General features: G+C 66.4%; 4 protein-coding genes. All 4 read right to left on the bottom strand.

The window, feature by feature from the left end; genetic code table 11:
- Positions 1 to 121 precede the first annotated feature (121 nt).
- Positions 122 to 1147, bottom strand: a complete 1026-nt coding sequence (gene ilvC / locus ACLQ6X_RS09160) for a ketol-acid reductoisomerase (protein ID WP_411699863.1) — start codon at positions 1145 to 1147, stop codon at positions 122 to 124.
- A gap of 33 nt (positions 1148 to 1180) precedes the next feature.
- Positions 1181 to 1687 carry an acetolactate synthase small subunit gene (ilvN, locus tag ACLQ6X_RS09155; RefSeq protein WP_411699862.1) on the bottom strand — a complete coding sequence of 169 codons (507 nt, stop codon included), beginning with the start codon at positions 1685 to 1687 and terminating at the stop codon, positions 1181 to 1183.
- Between the two features lie 5 nt (positions 1688 to 1692).
- Positions 1693 to 3507, bottom strand: a complete 1815-nt coding sequence (locus tag ACLQ6X_RS09150; protein ID WP_411699861.1) for an acetolactate synthase large subunit — start codon at positions 3505 to 3507, stop codon at positions 1693 to 1695.
- A 34-nt stretch (positions 3508 to 3541) separates the two neighbouring features.
- Positions 3542 to 3934, bottom strand: a 393-nt coding sequence (locus ACLQ6X_RS09145; protein WP_411699860.1) for a dihydroxy-acid dehydratase, incomplete at its 5' end; no start/stop codon positions are given.

The following is a 3934-nucleotide window of genomic DNA, read 5'->3' as shown; positions in this document are numbered from 1 at the left end:
CTAGCCCGCCGGCAGAACGCCCTAATGCATACCCCCCGCCCCCGTGCGACCCGCGGGGGGTGGGGGGGGGCGTTGTGGTTTCGACAGGGTCGCAGCGCGACCTACTCGACCAGCCGCGTGACTAGCGAGCGGCGGAGCCGTCGGTGTAGTCGGCGTCCTGCTGCTTCCACGCGAAGAGAGCACGCAGTTCCTTGCCGGTGGCCTCGATCGGGTGCGCGGCACCCTTCTCGCGGAGGGCGAGGAACTCGGGGGCTCCGGCGTCCTGGTCGGCGATGAAGCGCTCGGCGAACGCGCCGTTCTGGATGTCGGCGAGAACGGCCTTCATGTTCTCCTTGACCTCGGGCGTGATGACGCGGGGGCCGGAGACGTAGTCGCCGTACTCGGCGGTGTCGGAGACGCTCCAACGCTGCTTCGCGATGCCGCCCTCCCACATGAGGTCGACGATGAGCTTGAGCTCGTGCAGAACCTCGAAGTAGGCGATCTGAGGCTGGTAGCCGGCCTCGGTCAGGGTCTCGAAGCCGTACTGCACGAGCTGCGAGACGCCGCCGCACAGAACTGCCTGCTCGCCGAAGAGGTCGGTCTCGGTTTCTTCGGTGAACGTGGTCTTGATGCCGCCGGCGCGCAGTCCGCCGATGGCCTTGGAGTACGACCAGGCGAGGTCCCAGGCGGAGCCTGTGGAGTCCTGCTCGACGGCGACGATGACGGGAACGCCACGGCCGGCCTCGTACTCGCGGCGCACGGTGTGGCCCGGTCCCTTGGGGGCGACGAGCAGCACGTCGACGCCGGCGGGGGCGGTGATGTAGCCGTAACGGATGTTGAAGCCGTGGCCGAAGACGAGCGCCTTGCCCTCGGAGAGGTTCGCGGCGATGTCGTCGGCGTAGAGGTGACGCTGGCTCTGGTCGGGAGCGAGGATGACGATGACGTCGGCCCAGGCGGCAGCTTCCGCGCCGGTGAGAACGGTGAATCCGGCCTCTTCGGCCTTAGCCTTCGACTTCGAGCCCTCCTTGAGGCCGACGACGACCTCGACACCGGAGTCGCGCAGGTTCTGCGCGTGTGCGTGGCCCTGCGAGCCGTAGCCGATGACGGCGACCTTCTTGCCCTGGATCAGGGCGAGGTCGGCGTCGTTGTCGTAAAAGATTTCAGTCACTTTGTTTATCTCTCTTTTCGGATTCGGTCTGGATCAGTTCTTGAAGACGCGCTCGGTGATGCTCTTGCCGCCCCGGCCGATCGCGAGCAGACCGCTCTGCGCGATCTCCTTGATCCCGAAGGGTTCGAGAATCCGCAGCAGCGCCTGGATCTTGCCGCTGTCGCCAGTGGTCTCGATCACGAGAGCGTCGGTCGCGACATCCACGATGCTCGCCCGGAACAGCGAGACGGCCTCGAGAACCTGCGACCTCGTCGTGTTGTCGACACGCACCTTGATGAGCATGTGCTCGCGCGTGACCGACTGCGACGGGTCGAGCTCGACGATCTTGATCACGTTGACGAGCTTGTTCAGCTGTTTCGTGACCTGCTCGAGCGGGAGTTCTTCGACGTCGACCACGACGGTGATGCGGGAGAGGCCGGGGATCTCGGTCTTGCCCACGGCGAGGCTCTCGATGTTGAAGCCGCGGCGCGCGAACAGGCCGGCGACACGGGTGAGCAGGCCGGGCTTGTCTTCGACCAGCAGGGAAAGGACGTGACTCATGGGGGTTACTCCTCTTCCCACTCGGGGGCGATTTCCCGGGCGTGCTGCACCGCCGAGTTGCTGACGCCCTGCGGCACCATCGGCCACACCATCGAGTCACGGCTCACGATGAAGTCGATGACGACGGGACGGTCGTTGGTGTCGAGTGCGAGCTGGATGGCCGCGTCCACCTCTTCCTGCTTCGTGACGCGGATGCCCAGGGCACCGTAGGCGTCGGCGAGCTTGACGAAGTCGGGCACCATGGCGGTTCCGTGGCCCGTGTTGAGGTCGGTGAACGAGTGGCGCCCCTCGTAGAAGAGCGTCTGCCACTGGCGCACCATGCCGAGCGACGAGTTGTTGATGATCGCGACCTTGATCGGGATGTTGTTGATGACGCAGGTGGCGAGCTCCTGGTTGGTCATCTGGAAGCAGCCGTCGCCGTCGATCGCCCACACGACGCGGTCGGGCTGGGCGACCTTGGCACCCATGGCCGCGGGCACGCCGTAGCCCATGGTGCCGGCGCCGCCGGAGTTGAGCCACGAGTTGGGGCGCTCGTATTTGATGAACTGCGCCGCCCACATCTGGTGCTGGCCGACGCCGGCGGCGTAGACGCCCTCCGGACCGGTCATCTGGCCGATGCGTTCGATGACCTGCTGCGGTGACAGCAGCCCGTCGTCGGGCATGGTGTAACCCAGCGGGAACTGCTCTTTCAGGGCGTTGAGCCGCGTCCACCACTCGGTGTAGTCGGGCGTGGTCTTCGCGGAGACGTCGGCCCAGGCGGCGATCAGGTCGATGATGACCTCTTTCGCGTCGCCCACGATCGGTACGTCGGCCTGGCGGATCTTGCCGATCTCGGCCGGGTCGATGTCGACGTGCACGATCTTGGCGTTCGGGGCGAACTCGCTCGTCTTTCCCGTCACGCGGTCGTCGAACCGCGCTCCGAGCGCGATGATGAGGTCGCTCTCCTGCAGGCCGAGAACGGCCGGGACGGTTCCGTGCATGCCGGGCATGCCGAGGTGCTGGTCGTGCGAGTCGGGGAAGGCGCCGCGCGCCATCAGCGTGGTGACGACGGGCACGCCGGTCTTCTCGACGAGCTGAAGCAGTTCGGCGGACGCTTGAGACCGGATGACACCTCCGCCGACGTAGAACACGGGCTGCTTGGCGGCAGCCAGCATCTCGGCCGCGGCGGTGATCTGCTTTCCGTGCGCCTTGGTGACGGGGCGGTAGCCGGGCAGGTCGAGCTTGGGCGGCCAGACGAAGGGCGCGGTGGACTGCTGCGCGTCCTTCGTGATGTCGACGAGTACGGGGCCGGGGCGGCCGGTCGAGGCGATGTGGTACGCCGACGCGATCGCCGCGGGCACGTCCGCCGCGGACTTGACGAGGATCGAGTGCTTGGTGATCGGCATCGTGATGCCGATGATGTCGACCTCCTGGAAGGCGTCGGTTCCCATCAGGGTCGAGAACACCTGGCCGGTGATCGCGAGCAGCGGCACCGAGTCCATGTAGGCGTCGGCGATCGCCGTGACGAGGTTGGTCGCGCCGGGGCCGGACGTCGCGATGGCGACGCCGACACGGTTAGACGACGAGGCGTACCCCTCGGCCGCGTGGCCGGCGCCCTGCTCGTGACGGACGAGGATGTGGCGGATGTCGGTGTCGGCCATCAACTCGTCGTAGAACGGGATGATGGCGCCGCCGGGAAGCCCGAACACGTCGGTGATGCCGAGGTTCTTGAGCGACCGCAGCACGGCGCCAGAACCGGTCAGCAGCTCGGGTTCCGTGCTCGTCGGCTTCTTCGGCGGTCGGGGGCTGGCCGTTGACACGGCTGGTGAGTCCGTGGACATGGGGTTCCTTAGCAATGGTGAGTGATACGGAGGATTAGCCCGTGACCGCGCCTTCGGCGGCGGAGTGCACGAGCTTCGCATATTTCGCGAGCACGCCTCGGGTGTAACGCGGGGGAAGAGGAGCCCAGCCGATTCGGCGAGCTTCCAGCTCTGCCGGATCGACAAGTAGGTCGAGCGAGCGAGCTGCGATATCGACCCGTATAAGATCACCATCGCGCACGAAGGCAATAGGACCTGCGTCTACTGCTTCGGGAGCTATGTGGCCGATACACAGTCCGGTTGTGCCGCCTGAGAACCTGCCGTCCGTCAACAGTAGTACATCTTTGCCGAGCCCTGCGCCCTTGATGGCGGCGGTGATGGCGAGCATCTCCCGCATGCCGGGACCGCCCTTGGGGCCCTCGTAGCGGATGACGACGACCTCGCCCTT

This window comes from Conyzicola sp. (assembly GCF_046714715.1).
In the GTDB taxonomy this organism is placed as follows: domain Bacteria; phylum Actinomycetota; class Actinomycetes; order Actinomycetales; family Microbacteriaceae; genus Conyzicola.
The sequence above is the reverse complement of the archived record's forward strand: the minus strand, read 5'-3'. Positions and strand labels throughout refer to the sequence as shown.